Annotated in this window: 18 protein-coding genes; all 18 read left to right on the top strand. The window is 41.0% G+C overall.

Annotated elements, in window-relative coordinates; all coding sequences use genetic code 11:
- Positions 1-114: 114 nt before the first annotated feature.
- On the top strand, positions 115-3,792 hold the full coding sequence (locus BPR_RS19550; protein WP_013279947.1) for a GH25 family lysozyme: 3,678 nt from the start codon (positions 115-117) through the stop codon (positions 3,790-3,792).
- Positions 3,793-3,881: 89 nt separating this feature from the next.
- On the top strand, positions 3,882-4,967 hold the full coding sequence (gene rfbB, locus BPR_RS02780) for a dTDP-glucose 4,6-dehydratase (RefSeq protein WP_013279948.1): 1,086 nt from the start codon (positions 3,882-3,884) through the stop codon (positions 4,965-4,967).
- 12 nt (positions 4,968-4,979) lie between these two features.
- Positions 4,980-5,849 (top strand): glucose-1-phosphate thymidylyltransferase RfbA, encoded by an 870-nt coding sequence (gene rfbA / locus BPR_RS02785; RefSeq protein WP_013279949.1) that lies wholly within the window; start codon positions 4,980-4,982, stop codon positions 5,847-5,849.
- A gap of 29 nt (positions 5,850-5,878) precedes the next feature.
- A complete protein-coding gene (locus tag BPR_RS02790) occupies positions 5,879-6,418 on the top strand; it encodes a hypothetical protein (protein ID WP_013279950.1) in 540 nt (179 codons plus the stop codon).
- 24 nt (positions 6,419-6,442) lie between these two features.
- On the top strand, positions 6,443-6,988 hold the full coding sequence (gene rfbC / locus BPR_RS02795) for a dTDP-4-dehydrorhamnose 3,5-epimerase (RefSeq protein WP_013279951.1): 546 nt from the start codon (positions 6,443-6,445) through the stop codon (positions 6,986-6,988).
- Complete coding sequence (locus tag BPR_RS02800; RefSeq protein WP_242662188.1) at positions 6,985-7,986, top strand: ABC transporter permease; 1,002 nt, start codon at positions 6,985-6,987, stop codon at positions 7,984-7,986. Before rfbC ends, BPR_RS02800 begins: the two co-directional genes overlap by 4 nt.
- Positions 7,987-8,040: 54 nt before the next feature.
- Positions 8,041-9,411, top strand: a complete 1,371-nt coding sequence (locus BPR_RS02805; RefSeq protein WP_013279953.1) for an ABC transporter ATP-binding protein — start codon at positions 8,041-8,043, stop codon at positions 9,409-9,411.
- A 35-nt stretch (positions 9,412-9,446) separates the two neighbouring features.
- Complete coding sequence (locus BPR_RS20280) at positions 9,447-11,606, top strand: SAM-dependent methyltransferase (RefSeq protein ID WP_013279954.1); 2,160 nt, start codon at positions 9,447-9,449, stop codon at positions 11,604-11,606.
- Positions 11,607-11,617: 11 nt separating this feature from the next.
- On the top strand, positions 11,618-13,732 hold the full coding sequence (locus tag BPR_RS02815; RefSeq protein WP_013279955.1) for a glycosyltransferase family 2 protein: 2,115 nt from the start codon (positions 11,618-11,620) through the stop codon (positions 13,730-13,732).
- Positions 13,733-13,755: 23 nt separating this feature from the next.
- Positions 13,756-15,804, top strand: a complete 2,049-nt coding sequence (locus tag BPR_RS02820; RefSeq protein WP_013279956.1) for a glycosyltransferase family 2 protein — start codon at positions 13,756-13,758, stop codon at positions 15,802-15,804.
- A gap of 219 nt (positions 15,805-16,023) precedes the next feature.
- A complete protein-coding gene (locus BPR_RS02825; RefSeq protein WP_034475636.1) occupies positions 16,024-17,763 on the top strand; it encodes a phospho-sugar mutase in 1,740 nt (579 codons plus the stop codon).
- A gap of 30 nt (positions 17,764-17,793) precedes the next feature.
- On the top strand, positions 17,794-19,245 hold the full coding sequence (locus BPR_RS02830; RefSeq protein WP_013279958.1) for a glycosyltransferase: 1,452 nt from the start codon (positions 17,794-17,796) through the stop codon (positions 19,243-19,245).
- Positions 19,245-20,204: a glycosyltransferase family 2 protein gene (locus BPR_RS02835; RefSeq protein WP_042256415.1), complete on the top strand. Its 960-nt coding sequence runs from the start codon at positions 19,245-19,247 to the stop codon at positions 20,202-20,204. The genes BPR_RS02830 and BPR_RS02835 overlap by 1 nt, the downstream gene beginning before the upstream one ends.
- 22 nt (positions 20,205-20,226) lie before the next feature.
- The gene (locus BPR_RS02840) at positions 20,227-21,633 is read left to right on the top strand and encodes an undecaprenyl-phosphate glucose phosphotransferase (protein ID WP_013279960.1); all 1,407 of its coding nucleotides are present in this window, start codon (positions 20,227-20,229) and stop codon (positions 21,631-21,633) included.
- A 172-nt stretch (positions 21,634-21,805) separates the two neighbouring features.
- On the top strand, positions 21,806-23,200 hold the full coding sequence (locus BPR_RS02845; protein ID WP_013279961.1) for an LCP family protein: 1,395 nt from the start codon (positions 21,806-21,808) through the stop codon (positions 23,198-23,200).
- 90 nt (positions 23,201-23,290) lie between these two features.
- Complete coding sequence (locus tag BPR_RS02850) at positions 23,291-24,220, top strand: glycosyltransferase family 2 protein (RefSeq protein ID WP_013279962.1); 930 nt, start codon at positions 23,291-23,293, stop codon at positions 24,218-24,220.
- A gap of 33 nt (positions 24,221-24,253) precedes the next feature.
- Positions 24,254-24,904, top strand: coding sequence for a GTP pyrophosphokinase (locus tag BPR_RS02855; RefSeq protein WP_013279963.1), 651 nt, complete (start codon positions 24,254-24,256; stop codon positions 24,902-24,904).
- A 496-nt stretch (positions 24,905-25,400) separates the two neighbouring features.
- Entirely contained in the window at positions 25,401-25,898 is a 498-nt protein-coding gene (locus BPR_RS02860) for a hypothetical protein (RefSeq protein ID WP_143754258.1), read from the top strand.
- The last annotated feature ends 23 nt before the right edge of the window (positions 25,899-25,921 follow it).

Raw genomic sequence — 25,921 nt, forward strand, 5'->3', positions numbered from 1 at the left:
TCAGTAGGAACAGAGGATCACAACTACCGAGAAATAATTAAGTTGTAGATATAGCGTGCATAGTGGTAGAATTGCACTATATATAGTTAATCACGCGATTTTTAGGGGAAAAGTATGAAAAAAAGATTGTTTGGGCTTAAAGCTAGAGATAAGAGAAATCTTAGCAAGTACAGAGAGGATGTCATCGACCTGGATGATGAAGAAATCGATGATTATGAAGATGAGGGTTATCCAGAAGATGATTATGAAGATGACGATTATCCAGAGGATGAAGAGGATGATCGTTACGAGGATGATTATCCGGAAGATGAATATCCTGAGAGAGACTACGCAGATGATGTAAGACGTGGTCAGTATGAAGATGACGATTATCCGGAGGATGAAGTAGACGATCGCTATGAGGATGATTATCCTGAGGACGAGGATTATCCGGAGAGAGACTACGCAGATGATGTGAGACGTGGTCAGTATGAGGATGACTATCCGGAAGAAGCAGATGATCGCTATGAAGAAGATAACTATCCGGAAGATGAGATAGATGATCGCTATGAAGAAGATGACTATCCGGAAGATGAGATAGATGATCGCTATGAGGACGACGATTATCCTGAAGATGAAGTAGATGATTATCCAGAGGATGAAGAAGATTATCCTGATGAAGATATAGATGATCGCTACGAGGATGAAGAATACCCGGAAGATAATTACGAGGAATATCCAGAGGACGAGGATGACAGCGAGTACTATCCTGAGGATTCCAGATATGACGAGAGACGAGGACGCGATAGAAGAGACAGACATAATAGGAGAGCAGATCGCGATAGGAGAGACAGAGGAGAGTCAATACCAGCCAAGATATTGAATTTTCTTGCTAATACATCTGCAACAGAGAGAATTGCAGCTATTTTTGCTATCGTAATTCTTGCTGGAGGTATCGCAACGGCATCTTTCTATGCTAAAGCTATGGGAAACAGGCAGCAGCTTGAATCTTTTGCAGAAATCGGTGCCAATATGGGCGAAGAAACAATCGTGGGCCAGAGCGGACTTATTGCGGTTGCTGATGCAGAGAAAGCAAGAGCTATAGCAGCAGAACTTGTTTCTGAGGACGCACTCCTTGAGGAAGAGGAGGAAGAAGTTCCCGATGATGCTGAGAATGTGACAATCAAGATGACACTTACTAGTATCAAGAGTGATATGAAGGTTAAGTTCATCAATTCTCAGACAGGCAAACTTGTAGCAAATCTGCCTCTGGAAATTGACGTTGAAACTCCTGATGGTTCCAAGGTGACCTACAATGATCACGATCAGGACGGAATCATTTATAAAAAGGACATTACCGCCGGTGTATATAAGATAACACCTAAGGCACTTCCAAGCGGATATGAGAACTATAAGCTTGAGATCAAGACCCAGAGCCTTACAGTTAAGGATCAGGTCGAGATGAAGGCAGTTGATGTCAGCAACGAGGTCAAGAAAGAATCACAGGTCAACGCTGCAAAAGAAGATACTGCAGTTAAGACTGAGGTTGAATCTCAGCTAAAAGATACTGTCGAGTGGGTTGAGAGTACTAAGGTTGCAATTGGAGAAAATTCTGATGGAAAGGCAACTTATGAGGAAATAAACAAAGATTCTATTCCGGATCCTGCAAGTTCTTCTATGATAGGTATTAGGTCATGGATGTTTTTGTCACTTGGCTCATCAGCGGATTCATCATTACCTGACAATCCAGGCACAGGTGAATCGAATGCTGGGGCTGGTGGAAGTAGCGGAGAGAATAAAGAGGAAAAAGAGAATATCACGATCAATGAAGGCAATATTACACTTGATGTTGATCAGTCAAAAACTCTTTCTGTTTCCGGCACTAACAAAGATATAACGCTTTCCACAAGTGATGAAAGCATAGTTTCAGTAGATGGTAAAACCATAACAGGTAAAAAAGCAGGGCAGGCAACAATCACAGCGTCAGCTGAGAATTGTAATTCAGCAACAATTACTGTTACGGTAAAAGAAAAAGTTATTGAGAAAAAGAAATTTGAAGGTTATAGAGAGACTTTAAATATTAAGGTAGGAGCATCAGAGTCAATTGGTGCTACTGCTTCAACAAGTATTGAGTACACTTCAGCAGATACTTCTATCGCAACAGTTTCAAACGGAACAGTTACAGGTGTTAAAGAAGGAAGCACTAAGATCACTCTTAGAGCAGATGGTTATGAAGATGGCCTAGTAAATGTTACTGTATCCAAGGCAGATCCTAAGGAAATTAAATGTGGAACAAGCACTTTGACAGTAAAGGTTGGAGAATCTCAGAAGATAGCTGTAACTGAACCTTCTTCAGTCACATATAAGCCTGAAAATCCAGAGATTGCATCTGTTGCAGCTGATGGTACTGTAAAGGGTATTGCAGAAGGAACCACTAAGATCACTATATCTGCTGATGGTTATAAAGACTTTACAGTAAGTATTATAGTTGCTAAAGCGGATGCTAAAACAATGACTGTTAAGCCTGACAAGGTATCACTTAAGGTGAATGAAGAAGTGAGCCTTAAAGTCGAAGGACCAGCAGCATCAAGCGTTAAGTATGTTTCGGAGAAACCGGAGATTGCGACTGTATCTGCAGATGGAAAAGTTACTGGTAAATCCGTTGGCCCTACAGTAATAAGAATTACGGCAGATGGATATGCGGAAAAAACAGTTGAAGTAAATGTTGTTGGCAACAAGGTTCCTATGAAGATCAGCAAGGTTACACTGGTTGAAGGTCAGTCAGTAAAGCTTGCTTCATCAGAGCCAAATGTTGCTATTAAACTAGCTTCAAGCAACACAAATGTGGTAGCAGTTTCTGATACAACAATTACAGGTAAGGGCGCAGGTGATGCAACAATTACAGTTTCTGCAACAGGTTATGCAGATAATACAGTAGCTGTAAATGTAGTTAGCAAGTCCAAGACTCTTAAGGATAAGAACGGAAATGTAGTATACGTCAAGAATGATGATGGCTCTTACAGAGAGGCAACATATGATGATTACTATAAAGGAAGTAAATTCTATCTGAAGAAAGCTGCTACAGAATATAAGTACACCGGTTGGCAGACTATTGATGGAAAGACATATTTCTTTGATAAAAACGGAAACTTTGTAACCGGCGAACAGGTAATTCAGGGAGCCAAGTATTCTTTTGGTGCTGACGGAGTACTTGCTAACAACGCCGGCGGAAGAGGAATTGATGTCAGCAAGTGGAATGGCAATATAGACTGGTCTGCAGTTAAAAATTCCGGTATAAACTTTGTAATCATAAGATGTGGATACAGAGGATCATCAGCCGGAGCGCTTATTGAGGATCCTACATTTAAGAGAAACATTCAGGGAGCACAGAATGCCGGAATAAGAGTTGGAGTATATTTCTTTACCCAGGCTGTAAATGAGGTTGAGGCCGTAGAAGAAGCTTCCATGGTAATCAATCTTATCAAGGGCTATAACATTTCATATCCTGTTTACCTTGATGTAGAGGCCAGTCACGGACGTGGTGATGGAATCAGTGCAGCGCAGAGAACAGCTAATATCAAGGCTTTCTGTGGAACAATACAGAATGCAGGTTATAAAGCCGGTGTTTATGCTAATAAGACATGGTTTACAAGCTATATCAATACTTCACAGATTACAAATTACAAGATCTGGCTTGCACAGTATGCTGAGGCTGTAACATATTCAGCAAGCAGATATGACATGTGGCAGTACACTTCCAAGGGAAGAGTAACAGGTATTAATGGTAACGTTGACTTGAACATTTGCTATTGATAAACCGTTACACTTCTACTTGACTTATTCTTGTGGTATACTATGTCAGTAAAATTTTGAAATTTTTTAGAATTAATGAGGAAAAAAATATGAGAACATACCTAGTTACAGGTGGAGCAGGCTTTATCGGCTCTAATTATATTCACTATATGTTTAAGAAGTATGATAACGAGATCCGCATTATCAACGTTGATGTGCTTACTTATGCGGGAAATCTTGAGAACCTTCGTGATGTAGAGGACAGAGATAACTACACATTTGTTAAGGCAGACATCTGCGACAGAGATGCTATCAATAAGATCTTCGAAGAAAATGATATTGACAGAGTAGTTCATTTTGCTGCAGAGAGTCATGTAGACAGATCAATTGTTAATCCAGAGGTCTTTGTACAGACTAATGTACTTGGCACAGCTACAATGCTCAACGCTGCCAAGAAGGCTTGGGAGCTTCCTGATGGAAGCTTCAAGGAAGGTAAGAAATTCCTTCATGTTTCTACAGATGAAGTATATGGTTCACTTGATGATGATCCAAATGCATATTTCTATGAGACAACACCATATTCACCTCACAGCCCATATTCAGCTAGTAAGGCAAGCTCAGATATGCTTGTAAAGGCATATATGGATACATATAAGTTCCCTGCCAACATTACTAACTGTTCTAATAACTATGGACCTTACCAGTTCCCTGAGAAGCTTATTCCTCTTATTATCAATAATGCTCTCGCAGGCAAGGATCTTCCTGTTTATGGAGATGGCAAGAACGTTCGTGACTGGCTCTTTGTTGAGGATCATGCCAAGGCTATCGATATGGTTCAGGAAAAGGGAAGACTCTTTGAGACTTACAATGTAGGTGGCCACAATGAGAAGCAGAACATCGAGATCGTTAAGACTATCATCGATGTACTCAGAGAAGAGCTTGATGATTCAGATCCAAGAAAGGCTCATCTGTCATATGACCTTATCAAATATGTAACTGACAGAAAGGGTCATGACAGAAGATATGCTATCGCTCCTGATAAGATCAAGGCTGAGATTGGCTGGGAGCCTGAGACAATGTTCAACGAAGGTATCCGCAAGACAATCAAATGGTACTTTGAGCACCATGACTGGATGGAGCATGTAACAAGCGGCGATTACGAGAAGTATTATTCTAAAATGTACGGAAATAAGTAAGGAGATTTAACCATGAAGGGAATTATATTAGCAGGTGGTTCCGGAACAAGGCTTTATCCGCTCACAAGAGCTATGTCCAAGCAGATGATGCCGGTTTACGACAAGCCTATGATCTATTATCCACTTTCAACCCTTATGCTTGCTGGAATCAGAGAAGTTCTTATCATTTCTACGCCTAGAGATCTTCCTGCATTTAAAGAGCTATTTGGAAGCGGTGAGCAGCTTGGTATGAGCTTTGAATATGCAGTTCAGGATCAACCAAGAGGGCTTGCTGATGCATTTATTATCGGAGCTAAATTTATCGGCTCAGATTCAGTTGCACTTGTTCTTGGAGATAATATCTTCTATGGTCAGAGCTTTAGTAAGCTCCTCAGAGAAGTAGCTTCAAGAGAGAGCGGAGCAACTATATTTGGTTATTATGTAAGAGATCCCAGAGCTTATGGCGTTGTAGAGTTTGATGAGAACGGCAAGGCTATCAGTATCGAGGAGAAGCCTGAGAATCCTAAGAGTAATTATGCGGTTCCGGGTCTCTACTTCTATGACAATAAGGTTGTTGATATAGCTGCAAATGTACAGCCTTCAGCAAGAGGTGAGATTGAGATCACCAGCATCAACAATGAGTATCTCAGAAGAGGAGAACTTTCTGTTGAGACAATGGGAAGAGGCTTTGCTTGGCTTGATACAGGCAACCATGATTCTCTTCTTGATGCTTCTGACTTTGTATGTGCATTCCAGAAGAGACAGGGACTTTACATTTCCTGTATAGAAGAGATTGCCTACAAGCGTGGATTTATCAGCAAGGAGCAGCTTCTTAAGCTTGCTGAACCTCTCATGAAGACAGACTATGGCAAATACCTTGTGGAGGTTGCCAACGGATTATAAGGACCAGATCCTAAAGTGGGGGATGACACATGGATAAAAAAGTATTCACAATGGCCCTGATGACCATAATAAGCGCTTTTATCCTGGTAGTAGTTATTATTTATGCCACGAATGCAGACAAGATAAACAAGATGCTGGGGAAAAAGAGTAGTAGTTCTTCAGTGGAAATATCAGCTGAAGAAGTATCTGCTTCTCAGGAAATCTATGGTCAGCAGATCGGGAATGATCTAAAAAGTTTTCTTTATGATGAAGATTTTTTTGATGAAGCTGAGAAAGTTCCTGCTGTAGTAGTAATACAGCAGAATACCAAGACTGTTGATAGCAGCACAGATTCATCAAGTAATGACGAGGATTATGAGGACGGATCAGGAATGGCTGTAGTTGGACAGCTTGATAATCCTGATGCACTTTCATCTGTTGCCGGACTTGATAATTCGGCTTCATTGGGATCGTCAGGTAATACTCCTGCAACAAATCCAGGTGCAGCACCTTCTGACAATGGAATACCGCAAGGGCCCATAAAGGGTTCTGAGACTATTGGAGGAACTCCAGTAGGAAATCCTCGATAATAAAATAATAATTGGAGTAATAAAATGGGTAAGATTACAGTTGAAACATGTGAAATAGAGGGACTAAAAGTTATTACACCTCAGGTTTTTGGAGATTCAAGAGGATATTTTGTTGAAACATACAACAAGAATGATTTTGTAGAGGCAGGAATTACCTGTGAATTTGTTCAGGATAATCAGTCTGCAAGCAAAAGAGGCGTATTAAGAGGCCTTCATTTTCAGAAGGAGTTCCCACAGGATAAGCTTGTTCGCTGTATAAATGGTGAGGTTTTTGACGTAGCTGTTGATCTCAGAAGAGATAGTAAGACATTTGGAAAGTGGTTTGGTGTAGTTCTTTCAGCTGAAAACAAGAAGCAGTTCTTTATCCCTAAGGGATTTGCTCATGGATTTTTAGTATTATCTGACTATGCTGAGTTTGCTTATAAGTGCTCAGATTTCTATCACCCTAATGATGAGGGCGGACTTATCTGGAATGATCCGGATATAGGTGTAGAATGGCCTCTTCAGGATGGTGTTGAGCTTATCTTCTCAGATAAGGATACAAAATGGGGAGGAATCAAGGAGTTTTGAATAAGGGTTTAAGAAAACTTCCCAAGCGAGCAGGCTTGGGCATTTTCTATGTATTAGCGCTTGCATTGGCACTTTTACTGGTGTTTCATAATAACCCGCTGGCAGATCCGCATACTGAGTTCCTCAAAAAAATATGTGGCTGCGTCTTGATTGGAGTTAGTTGTATCTTAGGCTATGCCTGGTACGACAAATTAACTGTTTTACCGGTAGAGTTATTTCACTCCAGAAATCTCATTAAGAGACTTTCTATCAATGACTTTAAGAAAAGATATGCGGGATCATACATGGGAATAGTGTGGGCACTGGCACAGCCAGTGGTCACTGTTGTCATGTATTATATTGTTTTTGATGTGATCTTTCAGTCAAGAGCTCAGGCTGTATCTGGTGGCATTGAGATGCCTTATGTTTTATTCCTGACTGCCGGACTTGTTCCATGGTTCTTCTTTACGGAGGCACTTACAAATGGAACGACTTCACTTCTTGAGTATAACTACCTTGTTAAAAAGGTATTGTTCAAGATTAGTATCCTTCCTATCGTTAAGATAATAGCAGCAATGTTCATCCATGTGTTCTTTATCTGTGTGATGCTTGTAATTGCCTGCGTTTACGGATACTATCCAAATATTTATTGGATTCAGTTTATTTACTATATAGGATGTGAATTTCTTTTGGTATTGTCTCTGAGCTATGCTACATGTGCAATCGTTGTATTTTTCAGAGATTTACTTCAGATTATCAACATTGGTCTTCAGTTGTTCCAGTGGTTTACTCCTATTTTGTGGAATATAGCTATTGTTCCGGATGATTACAAATGGATAATCAAGCTTAATCCAATGGCCTATATAGTTGAGGGCTACAGAAATACTATCATGGGGGATACGTGGTTCTTTGAGCATTTCTATTCCTCTACTTATTTCTGGCTCTTCGTTGTGGCTGCATTTAGTATCGGAACATTGATATTCAAGCGCTCCAAACCACATTTTGCAGATGTGCTGTAATCTTGTGGAGTAATTCGTATATCTTAGTTATGTTTCTGGCAAGTGGAGATTTAAATGGATAAAAACGTGGCGATTGAGGTTAAGAACCTCACCAAATCGTATAAATTATATGACAAGCCCATGGACAGGCTCAAAGACTCCCTTGGACTTGCAGGTAAAAAGAGATTCAAGGAACACCTGGCACTTAATAATGTCAGCCTTTCTGTAAAAAAAGGTGAGACTGTAGGTATTATCGGTACAAACGGCTCAGGAAAATCAACAATCCTCAAGATCATAACAGGCGTATTGTCACCATCTTCCGGAGAAGTTAATGTAGATGGCCATATTTCAGCTCTTTTGGAGCTGGGCGCAGGCTTTAACATGGAGTATAACGGAATTGACAATATCTACCTGAATGGTATGATGATTGGCTTTTCCGAGGAAGAAATAACAAGAAGACTTGACGCAATCCTTGAGTTTGCTGACATCGGGGATTATGTTTATCAGCCATGTAAGACTTACTCAAGCGGTATGTTTGTAAGACTTGCCTTTGCTGTTGCAATCAATATTGATCCTGAAATACTGATCGTTGATGAAGCTCTTTCCGTAGGAGATGTATTCTTCCAGGCTAAGTGCTATCACAAGTTTGAAGAGTTCAAGAAGCAGGGAAAGACTATTCTTTTTGTTTCTCATGATCTGTCCAGTATCAGTAAGTACTGTGACAGAGCAATTCTGCTAAATCAGGGAGTTTTACTTGGCGAGGGAACTCCCAAGAAGATGATAGATATTTACAAGCAGGTTCTGGTTGGACAGTATCCACTTCCTTCAAGTGATGTACAAAACCTTCTGGATGATGATGAGATACGCGCCGCAGCTGCTGACGCAGATGAGAAGGCAAACTCCAAGATTAAAAAGGAAGATAATAAATCAGCTGCAGGCAAAAATGCTAAGAGTAATAATTCTCATGCTGATAAGAAAGCTATGGGCGAGAATCCCGATACTCTCGAGTACGGCGATGGTGCTGCAACTATTGATGAGTTCTATGTAACAGATGCAAACGGACTTAGAGCCAGCTCAATAATCAAGGGAACAGATTTTACTGTTCACATGAGGGTTAAGTTTAACAGGGACGTAGCAGCTCCTATTTTTGCCTTTACCTTCAAGAATATTTTGGGTATCGAGATAACAGGAACCAATTCAATGGTTGAGAAGGCATTTTTGGAGCCGGTCAAAGCCGGAGATGTCAAGGATATCTCTTTTACACAGAATATGTCACTTCAGGGCGGAGAATACCTTATAAGCTTTGGTGTTACAGGCTTTGAACAGAATGACTTTACTGTATATCACAGGTTATATGACGCACTTAACATTACAGTAGTATCAGACAAGAATACAGTTGGATATTACGATATGAATTCTGTATGCAAAGTTGAAGATGCTAAATAAGACGTCTATGTATAACACCTGAGAGGAACGAGCAGATGCAGGAAGAAGTAAAGATTGGCAAGGTAACGCTTAATTTCAAGCATTATTCAGGGGTTGATCTTTATAGCGATGGAGCTATAGAGAATGACCTTCTTGAAATTGTCAAAAAATATAAAAAAGAAGAATATTCCAAGGTAATTGAAGAGAGGGGCAATTGGCCAATTCTCTATCATTTGTCTGAGCAGAGATCCAATATTGTTGAGTGGATCCCTATGGAAAAAGATGCCAAAGTTCTGGAAGTTGGCTCCGGCTGTGGAGCCATCACAGGAATGCTGGCTCAGAAGGCAGGCGAGGTTGTTGCCTGTGACCTTTCAAGGAGACGTTCTGAAATTAATGCAACGAGAAATCAGGATTGTGACAACGTAACTATCCACATCGGTAATTTTAGAGATGTTGAGCCTGACCTTCCCAAGGATTTTGATTATATTTTCCTGATCGGCGTTTTTGAGTATGCCCAGGGGTATATAGGAACAGAGAATCCGTATGAGAAGTTCCTTAGAATGATGAACCGTCACCTCAAAAAAGGCGGAAGAATTGTAATCGCTATTGAGAACAGGCTGGGCCTTAAATATCTTGCCGGTTGTGCAGAGGATCATCTTGGAAGCTATTTTACAGGAATCGAAGGCTATTCTTCAGACAGCGTAGCCAAGACCTTTACCAGAAATGGACTCATTAACATTTTCAAGAAATGTGGAATGAAGGAGTACCATTTCTATTATCCATATCCTGATTATAAGCTGATGACTCTTTTACATTCAGATTATTATCTTCCGGGTTTTGGTGAGCTTCAGGATAATGTCAGAAACTATGACAGGGACAGAATGGTTCTCTTTAATGAGAAACATGCATATGAGGATCTGGTAAAAGATGGAATGTATCCTGATTTTGCCAATTCATTCGAGGTTATTATTGGTCCCGGTTTTGATACAATTTATAGTAAGTACAGCAATGACAGAGTTGATGAATTCAAGATAAGAACAGATATTGCAATCAGCAGGACCGGAAGGAAGATCATCAAGAAATTCCCTCTTACAGAGGCTGCCAAAGAGCATGTTTTCGGAATGAGAGATGCATATGCAGGTCTTGTTGAGAAATACCGTGGCGGAGATCTGGAGATCAACGACTGTCAGCTTGATGAGAAGTCAGGATGCGCAATTTTTTCTTTTGTCAACGGAGTTCCGCTTGCTGCGCTGTTAGACGAGTGTCTCGATAAAGATGATATGGATGGCTTTAATGCTCTTCTGAATGAATATATTAGGAGAATAAGCTACAAGCCTGATTATCCGGTATCGGATTATGATCTGATTTTCTCAAATATTATGGTTAATGGCCCTATTTGGACTATAATAGATTATGAGTGGACTTATGGTAAGTGTATTCCAGCCAGAGAACAGGTTTGGAGAGCTCTTTATTGCTATAGGTTAGAGGACAGGAAAAGAGAGAAATTTGATCCTAAGCCTGTATTTGATAAACTTGGACTTTCTGAGGATGAAATCAAGGTTCTTTTGGATGAAGAATACGCGTTCCAGAAGTATGTGACAGGAAGTCGCAAGTCTATGGTTGAAATCTGGAAAGAGATAGGCCGCAAGGTGATCGTGCCCAAGGAGATGGTACATCCTACTCAGGGTGCAAGACCTGATGACTGTATACAGATTTATCTGGATGAGGGCGAAGGCTATTCAGAGGATGATTCTATTTTCCCTGAGGAGCAGTACGATGAGAAGAATACTGTAAGTCTGGATATTAGAGTTGATTCCAAGTGTAAGACTATCAGAATTGACCCTGCTTTTGCTCCATGTATGGTAACCCTTTTAAGCGCTACATGGAATGGCGAGGCATTTTCAGATAATGTATCCGATGTTTCAATTCATCCTGTAAACGGCAATTGGATTTCGGATGATTCGATGATATTTAATACAGATGATCCTAACATTGAGTTTGGCCTTACTTCTGACAAACTCAGCGTTCAGGAGAGAAATCATCTGTGTGTTAAAATGATAATGACTCTTTTGCCAAGAAATGCTGCTGAGGCTGTTGTGGACTCACTCAATGTAGAGGCAGATATACCACAGCCCAAGGTAAGCATTATCAAGAAGATTGGTAAAAAGATAGCGCAAAAGCGCGAGGAGCGATATTACAGAGACGAAGAGGAGTGACGATTGGGGAAATGCTAAAGGACATAGCTAAGTCAGTTCTTGTAGGAAAGAGAGTAAAGAAATACAACAGGATAGTGAAAGCTAAGTCTTCAGCCTACGACAAGTGGCAGAAGACTATTGAAAAAGAGCCTGTTATCAGAGCAGAGGCTCCTGTTAGCTATGAGACTTTAGAGACCGGTGAGATTGTACCCCATAAGCTTCCCGAACCCAAAATCAAAGTTATTCCTTACGCCAAAGTGTGGGAAGTATCTGATGATAAGAGTGATGACAATGTTGTATATCTTTTTGTAAGTCCAAAAGGTAAGCTTACAAAAAGAGCAACAGAAGTTGTTAAACAGTATTTTATTGCTCATCCTGAACATAATGTGGTTTACGGTGATGAGGACGAGACCGGAAAGGGAGGCAAGTATATTCATCCTTTCTTTAAACCGGACTGGTCACCTGATTCATATTTAAATGCTTTTTATATTGGCAGCTTTTTTGCCTGCAGGTCACAGACTCTGCATGGTGCCGGAAGTGAATATGACAATGCAGTCAGAATGCTTGGCGGCACATCCAATAAGAAAAACTCACCGGAACAGGTGGGACTGGAAGCATCCTTGCTCTCAGCGGATGTTCTTTTCTGCATGCTGGCAATTCATGAACATGCTTTTGCGAAGAGAACCGGAGTAGAATTCCCGATTGGACACATAAGAGAGGTTCTATTCCACAGAAATCCCGAGCAGGATGTTTTTTATGGCAGAAACTTCCACAATTCAAGGCATATGCTGTTAAAACCAACTACGGTCAGCATTGTTATCCCATCCAAGGATCATCCTGAAGTTCTGAAGAGATGCCTTGAGTCTATTGTTGAAACTACCAGTGATAAAGACAATATTACTTATGACATAGTGGTTCTGGATAATGGTTCAGAGGCCAAGAACCGTGTAAGATACGGTGTTTTCATAGGCAAGATTCCGGCTAAGAACGGTCTTACTAAAATAAACTATCTATACAAGCTGGAAGAGTTCAATTTCTCAGCTATGTGTAACAAGGGCGCCAAGAATACAAGGGGAGATTATCTTCTTTTCCTGAATGATGATATTGAGTGCGTCAAGGATGGGTGGCTAAGAGAGCTTGTTTCCCAGGCACAGCTCAAGCATGTTGGAGCGGTTGGAGCCAAGCTTATTTATCCGGATACTGATCTTATTCAGCACGCAGGAATTGCCAATGTAAGGCGAGGCCCTGTGCATAAGCTTCAGAAGATGCATGACAATAAGAGTCATTACTTTGGTTACAACAGAGGTATCCACAATAATATTGGTGTTACTGCGGCGTGCCTTCTTATCAGCAGGCAGAAGTTCAATGCGATCGGAGGATTCCCTGAAGAACTAAAGGTTGCCTTCAATGACGTGGATTTTTGCTATTCACTATTTGAAAAGGGATATTACAACGTTTGCTGTAATCATATTTACCTGCGACATCATGAGTCTCTTTCAAGAGGTCTTGATAATCTTGACCCCAAGAAGATGGAGAGACTGGCAGTTGAGGGTGATACCCTTATGAGAAGGCATGCGTATTTATATAATGAGGATCCTTTTTACAGTCCGCACCTTACTGAAGATGAGACTATTTCAGCTATTATCCCAAGGGAAGATTATGTCCCTGTTGAGGATATAGCATACTCGAATGTAACTATTCATGACAAAGGTATCCGTGGAGCAAGAGAGGATCAATGTCTGAGAGTTGGCTGCGAGTATAATGGAAGTCTTGATAACTGGCTGTATGGAGTTACAGCTGAGGGACAGGACGAAGGCTATTATCTGAAGGGATATAGCTTTGTCATAGGTTCTGACAATGCTCTTTTTGATAAAAAGCTTCTTCTGCGAAAGGTTGAGCGGAATGAAAGCGGAGCAGGTCCTATAGGGCCTAAAGTATACAGTTTTCCTATTTATACCTGGTACAGACCTGATATCAGGGTAAGGCTTCAGGATCAGGTAAATGTTGATCTTACAGGCTACAAGCTCAAGATAAAAAAAGAAGTGCTTGAACCGGGATTCTATCAGATCGGTATGCTTGCAATAGACAGGACCAGCAGGCTCAAACTGGTAAACTGGGTGCCTAATATTTTGCATGTAAAGAGATAAATTTTCAGGAGTTTTTATAAGTAATGAGTGAAATGGATTATAAGTCAGCCTATGAGCGTGAAAAACTAAAGAGCGCAGATTTGGCTGAGAGGATTGCAGAGCTTGAGGATAAGAATCAGGAACTGCAGTTTAAACTGGACAGGATCAAGAATAACCCAATCTGGAAGGCAAGTACTCCTGCCAGAAATGCGATGCACTGGGTTATAAGACAGAGAGACAGAGTGAGAAACCAGGGATCTCTTCGCGGAGTTGTAGCCAAGATCAAGTACAAGCAGATTGAGAAAAAAGCTATGACTCATTATGGAACTGAGAGTTTTCCAAGTGAAGAGACGAGGAAGGCTCAGGAAAGTGCTGTATTTGAGAAAATGCCGCTGATTTCTATTTTGGTTCCTCTTTATAACACACCTGAGAAGTTTCTGCGTGACATGATAGAGTCTGTAATAGCTCAGACTTATTCAAACTGGCAGTTGTGCCTGGCAGATGGCTCAGATGCTGAGCATATTGAGCTTGTCAGCAGGATTGTCAGGGAATATCAGGAAAAAGAAAAAAGTTTCAGAAATGGCGGAAGAATCTGTTACATGAAGCTTGAGAAGAATGAAGGTATATCTGGAAATACCAACCATTGTCTTGAAATGGCAGAGGGTGAGTATATAGGTCTTTTCGATCATGATGATATTCTTCATCCAGAGGTTCTGTACTGGTATGTTAAGGCAATAAATGAGGAAAATGCAGATTATATCTACTGCGATGAGACTACCTTCAAGGGTGATGACATCAACAAGATGATCACAATGCATTTTAAGCCTGACTATGCAATTGATAATTTAAGGGCAAATAATTATATCTGCCATTTCAGTGTATTTAAGAGAACTCTTTTAGATGGTACAGAGCTCTTTAGGACCAAGTTTGATGGCAGCCAGGATCATGACATGATACTGAGGCTTACAGACAGGGCTGAGCATATTGTTCACGTGCCTAAGCTTTTGTACTATTGGAGATCTCATGCAGGAAGCGTGGCTTCCGATATCAATGCCAAGCCTTATGCGATAGATGCAGCCAAAGGTGCAGTTGCTGATCATTTGAGGCGCCATGGATATGATCACTTCAAGATTACCAGCACAAGAGCTTTTGAGACGATCTTTAAGATCACCTATGAAGTTATGGGAACACCCAAGATTTCAATTGTGATCCCTAATTGTGAACATGCAGAAGACCTAAGGAGATGCATAAGCTCAATTTATGAGAAGTCTGTCTATGACAATTATGAGATCATTGTTGTAGAAAACGGCAGCACCGGCTCAGAGATCAAAGGTTATTATGAGGAGCTTAAGACCGGCTCGCTCAAGGACATCGTCAAAGTCGTTGATTTCTATGAAAATGGTGCACACTTAAATGCGGATGGTTCTAAACCGCCATTTAACTATTCTGCTGTAGTTAATTACGGTGTTCAGCATAGTGACGGAGAGTATATTATTCTCCTTAATAATGACACACAGGTTATTACAGTTAACTGGATGGAAGAACTACTCATGTACGCTCAGAGGGCTGATGTAGGCGCTGTCGGCGGTAAGCTTTACTTCCCTGACCGCAAGATCCAGCATGCAGGTGTTGTTCTCAAGCTGGGTGCTCATCGCACTGCAGGACATTCTCATTATGGACAGGCAGGAATGAACTTAGGATACATGGGAAGACTGTGCTACGCTCAGGATGTGAGTGCTGTTACAGGAGCCTGTCTTATGATCAGCCGTGCCAAGTACGATGAAGTAGGAGGCCTTGATGAGGGCTTTGCTGTAAGCCTAAATGACGTTGACTTCTGCTTGAAGCTTAGAGAAAAAGGCTATCTTAATGTCTTTACACCATTTGCTGAATTGTTCCATTATGAGTCACTTTCAAGAGGACTTGATCTGGAAGGTAAGAACGCGGAGCGCTATGAAAAAGAGTCAGAGCACTTCAGGAGCAAATGGAAAGAGGTTCTGGATAAGGGAGACCCATATTACAACCCGAACTTCTCACTTGACCGCAGCGATTTCTCACTGAATGTTGAGGGATACTCAAGCCTCAGAACTCAGTAAAATATGGGGATAAGAGTTATAAGTGTTATCAGGACAGGCCAAGTACCGGTGAAGGGTTACTGATAAATGGCCTGTATATATGATATAATCTATCTTATGATATAGATGTCAAAACATAATTTTGACATCTGCATCATCTTGTATGGGAAATGAATATAGGAAAATGATATCAGTGTATATTTGATTACAGATATCTTAAATAACGAGGAGGATAAAATAATGAGTGATGCTAAGAAACAGCTTGAATACTGGCTTGGTGATTCATATTTTGATGAGGAGACCAAGCAGGAACTTCTTTCTATCAGAAATGATGAGGCAGAAGTAGAGGATAGATTTTACAGAGAGCTTGAGTTTGGTACCGGCGGACTTCGTGGTGTTATCGGAGCAGGTACTAACAGAATGAATAAATACACAGTTCGTAAGGCTTCACAGGGTCTTGCTAACTATATCAAGAAAAATGGTGGTGCTGACGCAGCAAAGAGAGGTGTTGCTATTTCTTTTGACTGCAGAAAGTTTTCTCCTGAATTTGCCGATGAGACAGCACTTTGCCTTGCAGCTAACGGAATCAAGGCATATGTAAGTGATATTCTTCGTCCTACACCGGAGCTTTCTTTTGCACTCAGAGAGTTTGGATGTATTGCAGGTGTAATGATCACTGCTTCTCATAATCCGCCTGAGTACAACGGATACAAGGTATACTGGGAGGATGGCGCTCAGATCACACCACCTCATGATACAGGAATCATTTCAGAGGTAATGGCAATTACTGATTACCATGATGTTAAGACTATGTCCAAGGAAGATGCTATTGCAGCAGGACTTTATGTATCCTTTGGCGAAGAAATCGATGATAAGTATATGGTTGAGCTCAAGAAGCAGATCATCCACAAGGATGTTATCGATGAGATGGCTGATAAGTTTACAATCGTTTATTCACCATTCCATGGAACAGGTAACCTTCCTGTCAGACGTGTTCTCAAAGAGCTTGGCTTTAAGAATGTATTCGTAGTTCCTGAGCAGGAGCTTCCTGATCCTGAGTTTACAACACTTGCATATCCTAACCCTGAGGATCCTAAGGCTTTCGAACTTGCTCTTAAGCTTGCCAAGGAGAAGGATGCTGATATCGTTCTTGCTACAGATCCTGATGCTGACAGACTTGGTATCTATGCTAAAGATAACAAGACAGGCGAATATGTAGCATTTACAGGTAATATGTCAGGAATGCTCATCGGAGATTATATTCTTCGTGAGAGACAGGCTACAGGCACAATGCCGGCTAATCCTGCATTTGTTACAACTATTGTTACTACAAACATGGCCAGAGTCGTTGCTGAGAAATATGGCCTTCATTATATCGAAGTACTTACAGGATTTAAGTACATCGGTGAGCAGATCAAGCTGTTTGAGCAGAATGGCCAGTCTCACAACTATGTATTTGGTCTTGAGGAGTCTTATGGATGTCTTGCAGGAACACATGCAAGAGATAAGGATGCTGTTGTTGCAGTTATGATGCTGTGCGAGCTTGCTGCTTTCTACAAGAAGCAGGGCAAGAGCGTATGGGATGCCATGATCGACATGTACGAGGAGTACGGCTATTACAAGGAAGGCCAGTATTCAATCACTATGAAGGGCAAAGAGGGTGCTGAACAGATCGCCGCACTTATGGACAGACTTCGCAGCAATCCTCCTAAGGAATTTGGTTCATTCAAGGTAGTGGAGTTCAGAGATTACAAGACAGGCAAGACTCTTGATATGGCTACCGGCAAGGAAGGACAGACAGGGCTTCCTACATCAAACGTTCTGTACTTTGCTCTTGATAACGATGCATGGTGCTGCGCAAGACCTTCAGGAACAGAGCCTAAGATCAAGTTCTACATGGGCGTTAAGGGAACAGGACTTGAGGATGCTGACAAGCTTCAGAAAGAACTTACAGATGCTGTAAAGGCTGTAATTGGCTGAGAATAATAGCTTATTAAGCGAGGAATATTTATGGGTATAAGAAATGCGGTCCGCAAGACAATTGCATATCAGAAACGCAATGGTACAAGGGCCGCATTTTTTGCTGCCCTTGAACGTGTTTCAGACAACATTAAAGATAAATATGATTATGTACCTCTTTCTGAAGAGGTGCTTCAGGAACAGAAGCGGGAGTACAAGCTCCTTGCTGAGGCGGGGAACTGCGTAAGATTTAGTATAGTAGTTCCTCTTTTTAATACTCCGGAGAAATATCTCAAGGAGATGATTGATTCTGTTATAGCTCAGACCTATGGAAACTGGGAACTGGTTCTTGCTGATGCTTCACTTGGCACTTCAGATGTTGCAAGGGAATATGCAGATGAGGACCCGAGGATCAAGTACTATCATCTGGATAAGAATGATGGGATATCCGAGAATACTAACAGAGGGCTTGAGAAAGCTCAGGGAGACTATATAGGTCTTTTGGATCACGATGATATTCTGACACCTGATGCTCTTTATGAAATGTCGCGTGTTATCAGAAAGAGTATGAAACAGAACAAATTATCAAGATATCAGGACTGTCCGGTTCGTCTGATCTATTCTGATGAAGATAAATATGATGGCGATAGAAACAGCTATTTTGAGCATAATCCCAAGCCATCTTTTAATATGGACTATCTCATGTCCAACAATTATATCTGCCATTTTACTGTGATGAGGTCAGATGTTATAAAGCGTCTCAAGCTTCGCTCAAAATATGACGGAGCTCAGGATTTTGACTTATTCCTCAGAGCTACAGCAGAGGCCACTCTTGAAATGCCTATGGCCTCCGGGCAGATAGTACATATAGGAAAGGTTTTGTACCACTGGAGGTGTCATAAGAATTCTACGGCAGCTAATCCTGCAAGTAAGACTTACGCTTATGAAGCAGGCAAGAATGCCTTGGCGGATCTTATGAAAAGATATGGTATAAGTGCTGAGGTTGAGCCGTTGCAGCACTTGGGCTTTTACCGCATAAATTATGTACCTGATATCTTTGCCGGAAGGAGAGATGTGGGCTGCATAGGAGGTAAGATCCTCAGCAAAAGAGGCAGGATTGTTGGTGGGGCATATGCCAAGGATAAAACATTGATGTATGCTAATCTTCCTGAAGGCTATAGCGGCGGAATTCAGCACAGGGCTGTTCTTCAGCAGGATTGTGCAGCGGTTGATATCAGATGCCTTTCTGTGAGACCGGAGCTCATCCCACTTTATGAGCAGGTCACCGGTATCAAATATGAAGATAAGTTTCATGAAGCCTTATCTCAAGCTAAGTTGAGTAAAGAGGCAGGTAAGCACGCTTCCTGGCAGGCTGCGGATGACAGATTCATCTCTTTTAACCAGGAAGAGATAGTAGAACTCAGCTATAGATTATGTGAAGAAATTAGGAAAAAGGGCTATAGGGTTGTGTGGGACCCAAGGGCTGTTCAGAGGATTGATTGATGGAAACTGTTGCGGTCATAATTCCGAATTATAACGGACAAAAGTATCTGGGTGATTGCTTAAAAAGTCTTAGAAAGCAGTCATTTCAGGACTTTAAAGTTATCATGGTGGATAATGGATCCTCTGATGGGAGTATTTCTGTAGTTAAAAGAGATTTCCCGGAGGTTCAGATAATAGGCCTTTCAGATAATACAGGATTTGCAAATGCTGTGAATGTCGGCATTAAAGAGACCGGAGCTAAATATGTGTTTCTTTTGAATAATGATACTGTATGCGAAGAGGGCGTTATAGAAGCCCTTGTGAAGGTTCTTGATAAAAAGAAATCTGTATTTAGTGTTCAGGCCAAGATGCTTCAGATAAAGGAACCACATCTTATTGACGATGCAGGAGACTATTACTGCGCACTTGGCTGGGCCTTTGCGCCTTCCAAGGATAAGGACAATTCCAGGTATTCCAGAAGAATAAATGTAACAAGCGCCTGTGCAGGTGCTGCCATGTACAGAAGAGAAGTGTTTGAGGAAATCGGATACTTTGATGAAGCGCACTTCTGCTATCTGGAAGATGTTGATGTAGGCTATAGGGCAAGATTATATGGGTATGACAATGTGATGGAACCGGGGGCGATAGTCTATCATGTTGGAAGCGGCAGCAGTGGTTCAAGGCACAATGCATTTAAGGTTGAATTAACTGCAGCTAATAACTTATACTTTATCTATAAAAACATGAATGCCCTCCAGATAATAATAAATCTTCCATTATTTCTGGCAGGTGTTATAATTAAGCATATTTTCTATGTGAGAAAAGGGTTGGGGAAGGCTCATTTACGAGGCCTTTCTAAAGGATTTTCCAAGATTATTACTAATTCAGATAAAAGAGTCAGGTTCGGCGGCAGACAGATTGTAAATAGCCTTTGGCTGCAGCTTGAACTATGGGCTAACTGCGTGAGGCGTCTTCAGTAGTCCTGTGACTTGGGGCATATAGATGATCAAAGACAACCAGACACATTTGAATAGGGCACATGTTGTGGTGGACGGGCTGCTTGTTGCCGGTTCTTACATGTTGTCATATTATATCAAGTTCGAGTCATTTATCGGCGACAGAAATCCAGCTGGTCACCTTGCGATGGAGACCTACTTTTCTGCGCTGTATTTTTTGGTGCCCGGATTTCTTTTTCTGTATTATCTTGTAAATCTGTATACATCCCGAAGAGCGCTCAAGCTATGGGATGAATTTGTTGATATAGTTCAGGCTAATATTGTGGGTGTGATCGGGTTCTACGTAATACTGTTCATGCTCAAGCAGAACGACTTCTCGCGAACCATGATCGCCATCTTTGCGATAATAAATGTGATAGTTACGACTATAGCACATGGTCTTCTTCGTAAGTTTCTCAGGTATATCAGGAAAAAAGGTTATAATATCAAGCATATTCTACTGGTTGGATATTCAAGGGCTGCGGAAGGATATATCAGCAGGATACTTGAGAATCCTCAATGGGGATATGATGTAGCGGGTATTCTTGATGATTTTGTGCCGGTGGATACCAGCTATCACGGCGTCAAGGTTGTCGGCAAGATAGACCAGCTCGGCGATTATCTTGCAAACGGAGGATATGATGAGATCACTATCACACTTCCATTGAATGATTACGACAGGCTTGAAGAGCTCGTTGCCCAGTGTGAGAAATCCGGTGTTCATACCAAGTTTATTCCGGATTATTCATCTCTTTTCCCGAGTAATCCGTATACTGAGGATGTTCAGGGACTTCCTGTTATCAATATCAGGTATGTGCCGCTCACTAATTCCTTTAACAGAATGTCCAAGAGACTGGTTGATATAGTTGGTTCGCTTCTTGCAATCATTCTTTTTTCACCGGTTATGCTGGCTGCGGCTATTGCTGTTAAGGCGACCAGTAAAGGACCTATAATCTACAAGCAGGAGAGGATAGGGCTTAACGGCGAGCCATTTATGATGTACAAGTTCAGGACTATGAAGGTTCAGTCAGAAGCTGAGGAAAAGAAAGGCTGGACAACCAAGAATGACCCTAGAGTTACAAAGGTTGGAGCTCTTCTGAGAAAGACAAGTATCGATGAGATGCCTCAGTTCTTTAACATTTTCTTTGGCAAGATGAGTCTTGTAGGGCCGAGGCCTGAAAGACCTCAGTTTGTTGAGAAGTTCAAGGAACAGATTCCAAGGTATATGGTCAAGCATCAGGTAAGACCCGGACTTACAGGCTGGGCACAGATCAATGGATACAGGGGCGATACTTCGATCAGGAAGAGAATTGACTATGATATTTATTATATAGAGAACTGGTCTATGACTTTTGATATGAAGATAATACTGGGAACTATCAGATATGGCTTCGTAAATAAAAATGCTTATTGACCGGTCGTCAAAGATTTCTTGTATAATTTGAATAGTTGTGGCAAAATGTAAGGTGGTGTGAAATTGTCATACCACCTTTTCTTTTTTAGGAAATGAATTATGGCTAGGCTTGGTGGCTGTGTTATTAGAAAGTCATACAAGCAACATTTATTTTTGTTGGGAGGATTTTTAAATGGGAAATCGTGACGACGAGTACTACGATAGAGATGACAGAAGACCATCTCAGAGAAGTTCAAGAGACGATAGATACAGGGACAACAGAGATAGTAGAGACAGTAGACGCAGAGATGACTACTACGAGGATGACTATGATTATGATGACAGACCTGCTCGCAGAAGATCATCAGAATCATCAAGAAGCTCTTCAAGTAGCAGAAACGGATCAAGAAGTGCATCAGGCAGCAGAAGTGCTTCATACGGTTCATCGAGAAGCTCATCCGGTAGAACATCTTCTGGAAGAAATTCTTCATCAAGATCAGGAAGATCTTCAGGAAATGGCGGATCAAGAGGCGGCAGGAAAAAGAAGAATCAGAAGCTTGGAATTATTCTTGTTTTAGCAGAAGTTGCTGTAGCATGCGTTTTATTATTTGTAGCATACCAGGTGTTCTTCAAGGTTGACGTTACCAAGGTTGGTAAGGTTAACATGAATGAAGAAGTGATCAATAAGAGTATCAGTGAGACGGTAGCAGAGAACAAAGAGATGAAGGGCTATACCAACATAGCGCTCTTTGGCGTTGACTCACGTGAGGGAGAACTTACCAAGAAGACCAGAACAGATACGATCATCATTGCTTCTATCAACAATGATACAGGTGCAGTTAAGCTTTGCTCAGTTTATCGTGATACATATCTTAACCTTAGTAATGATGAGTACACAAAGTGTAATGCGGCTTATGCAGAAGGCGGTCCTGAGCAGGCTATTTCAATGCTCAACATGAACCTTGATATGGATATTGCAGACTTTATCACTATCGGATTCAGAGGACTTACAGATGTAGTTGATGCTCTTGGAGGTGTGCCAATCGAGGTAACAGATGCTGAGATATCTCATCTTAATAACTACCAGGCTACTATGGCTCAGGAACTCAAGATGGATTACACACCTGTTCAGAGTGCAGGACTTCAGACTCTTAACGGACTTCAGGCTACTGCTTACTGCCGTATCAGATATACAGCAGGCGATGACTTCAAACGTGCTGAGAGACAGAGAACAGTACTTATGGCTTGTCTTGACAAGGCCAAGAACATGAGCTATTCACAGCTTGAGACTGTTGCCAACAAGGCATTTGGAGAGACCTATACTTCACTTGATCTTAGTGAGATTCTTGATCTTCTCAAGAATATTGCCAATTATGAAGTTGTTGACAATAATGGATTCCCTGAGGAATCAATGCGTGCAACAGGAACAATTGGTAAGAAGGGTAGCTGCGTTGTAGCTGTAGATCTTGAGTCTAATGTTAAGTGGCTTCACCAGTTCCTTTTCGAGGATTCAGAATATACTGTTTCTGATGATGTTAAGAAGTACAGTGAAAAAATTCATTCTGATACAAGTTCTTATCTTAATTAACTGAAATTTTTTGCAAAAATTGATAAAATAAAAGGGGCTGGGTTTATATGACCTCGCTCCTTTTTTCATAAATTAAATTTTGGAGTGTGTATGAAAACTGTAGATGTAATTATTCCCACCTACAAACCTGATATATCTGTATTTAGGCTGATTGATGATCTGGAGAGACAGTCTGTCAGACCAGAGCATATCATTATAATGAATACTGAGGAAAAATACTGGACAGATCTGATTACTTCCAGCAAAGAAAATCCTCAGGATAAGTACGACAATATCATAGTCAAACATGTTACTAAGGCGGAGTTTGACCATGGCGAGACCAGAAATCAGGGTGTTTTATTATCTGATGCGGATTGTTTCCTTATGATGACTCAGGATGCCTTCCCCAAGGATAAGATGCTTATCTCAAGTCTTATCAAGGCATTGGATGACGATGTGGCAGCAGCTTATGCAAGACAGTATCCCAAAACTGACTGTAATCTTGCAGAACGTTATTCCAGAAAATTCAATTATCCGAATGAGCCCATGAAGAAGACTCAGAAGGATGTTGAAAAGCTTGGCATCAAGACTTACTTTTGCTCAAATGTATGTGCCATGTACAGACGTGATATATATAACGAGATTGGTGGGTTTACTCATAAGACTATTTTTAATGAGGACATGGTTTATGCTGGAAATGCATGCCAGAGAGGATATGCTATTTGCTATGTGCCGGAAGCCGGGGTGATCCATTCACATAACTATTCATGTGCACAGCAGTTTCACCGTAATTTTGATCTTGGAGTTTCACAGACTGATCACCCGGAAGTATTTGGAGGAATCAGTTCTGAATCAGAAGGCAAAAAGATGGTGGTTCAGACTATTCAGCATTTCAGACATATCGGCAAGGCTTATATGATCCCACATTATATTATTATGTGCGGTTGCAGATTTGTTGGTTACAAGCTGGGAAGAAACTATAAGAAACTGCCTAAGGGCTTTGTCAGAGCTTGTAGTCTTAACAAGGAATATTGGAATTGATAAACAGTAATTGTTTTACAAGCGGGGGTATTTATGGAACTGGATCTTGCAGGAAGCAATATAAAGATTTCTGATGATATTAACACCTGGGAGGAAGTTAACCTCCTTTATAACTCTGCACTCAAGCAGATTACTACCAAGATAGAGATTCTCAACGAGGAATTTCAGGAGGTACATAAATATAACCCGATCGAGCATACCAAGGCAAGACTCAAGAGTCCTGAGAGTATAGTTAAAAAGCTCAAGAGAAATGGCTACGAGTCTACTATCGGCAATATGGTCCGCTACGTCAATGATATAGCAGGCGTTAGAATCATATGTTCATTTACATCTGATATTTACAAGATTGCTGAGATGATCAGTAATCAGAAGGATATTCAGGTCCTTACAGTCAAGGACTACATCATGAACCCTAAGCCCAGTGGATACAGGAGTTATCATATGATAGTTTCTCTGCCGGTATATCTGTCCGACAGGATTGTTAACGTTAAGGTTGAGATACAGATCAGAACTGTTGCAATGGATTTCTGGGCATCTTTAGAGCATAAAATTCAATATAAGTTTGAGGGTAAAGCTCCGACTCATATAAATTCTGAGCTGCACGAATGTGCCAAGATGGTTGCAAGCCTCGACGCGAGAATGCTGTCTCTTAATGAGGAAATTCTGGCACTTGAGGGGAAATGAAGATTAATGGGCGAAGCACTTGCTGCTGAGTGCGTAAGAAAATGAATTGGCCTTTTTGAGTCAAGACTCGGAAATGCAGAGCATTTCCTCGTTTGAGCTATTCGCCAAATGAATAAAATAAAAAAGCATCTAGCTAAACAAGTTTGCTATCTGCTTTTTGAATTTTATTCGCTTGACTCAAAAGGGTCACAAAATGAGGAGTGGGTAGATACAGTCGCCCGCACCTACCCTATTATGAAAAAATCTATCTTTCGTTTGTCAGTAGCCGTATTGCTTTCGGCTATGTAAATACTATACAATTTAATTATTAACAAATTATGAACAAAGAATGAACGAATAGTAAAATTGTACAATAAACGATAAAACGTAGCTATAAACTTGTTAATATTGCATAAAAACTGTACAATGTCATTGTTGCTAATTTTGCGCACGCTGCGAAATGGGGAAATTACTGAATAATAAGCCGCGTAGGCGCTTTGCTGGGAGGAATAATAAAGTGGAGAACTTCATGAACAAGCTTGCTGAGAAGATCAGCGCACAGGATATCATCAGAGCCAATTCACAGGCAGAGGCTGCAGAAGCGCAGCGAATCAAGCAGGAGGCTGAGCATTATAGGCAGCAGCTTGAAGAAATCAAGCAGGCTTCTGTAGAATACAAGGCTATTCTTGAAGAAATGAGAAATGATTCTGATGATTATAAGAATCAGCTCAAAGAGATGCAGGAAGATTACAAAGCATACAAGCAGAAACTTGAAGAGAGTGATACCAAGATTCATGATGTAGGTGTTCAGGTATATAGAAATGTTCAGGCTGTTATTGAAAAGAGCCAGGATAAGAGTAAGGAAGATATTAAGGATCTGCAGAATAGACTTGAGACTTTACAGGTATCTGTAGAGACTAAGAATAGTGCACTTTTACCACTAACAATTATTACCATGGTTCTTGTAATTGCAGATTTGGTATTTAATATTCTCCGTTTTCTTGGTATCATCTAAAGAACGGCTTTTATACGTATATT

Source organism: Butyrivibrio proteoclasticus B316, from assembly GCF_000145035.1.
Lineage (GTDB): Bacteria > Bacillota > Clostridia > Lachnospirales > Lachnospiraceae > Butyrivibrio > Butyrivibrio proteoclasticus.